We start from the raw sequence: 308 nt of genomic DNA, 5'->3' as shown, positions 1-308 counted from the left end.
GGTGATCGCGCATTATAAGATCGATTTCTCCTAGGCGGCATGAATAATTGCGGGCAATAAGTTTTAGTCCGTTCTTCAATAGATGCTTTTCTGCCAATCGCTCGTATTTCGTTCCCTTGTTGTTCATTTATATCGTCCCTGATACATGAATTAATTAATTGGTATAGCTTTCCCGCCTTGATATTTAGCCCATTGCAGTCTTCGGATAATTGATCCATCGTCGTCAATAGCGAGTTTCCCTGTTCGTCCCTGAACAAAGCTATTTGGGATCTCGCGGAGCAACGCTAAGCGTGGCGATAGTGCATACG

Annotated in this window: 2 protein-coding genes; both read right to left on the bottom strand. The window is 43.8% G+C overall.

The genetic code is table 11. The features are described from left to right. The coding region (locus A3739_RS28040; RefSeq protein ID WP_197472178.1) for a YraN family protein at positions 1–127 on the bottom strand (127 nt) is incomplete at its 3' end. A gap of 23 nt (positions 128–150) precedes the next feature. Next, positions 151–308, bottom strand: a 158-nt coding sequence (locus tag A3739_RS31355; RefSeq protein WP_197472177.1) for a penicillin-binding protein activator, incomplete at its 5' end; no start/stop codon positions are given.

The organism is Oleiphilus sp. HI0067, assembly GCF_001635735.1.
The sequence above is the reverse complement of the archived record's forward strand: the minus strand, read 5'-3'. Positions and strand labels throughout refer to the sequence as shown.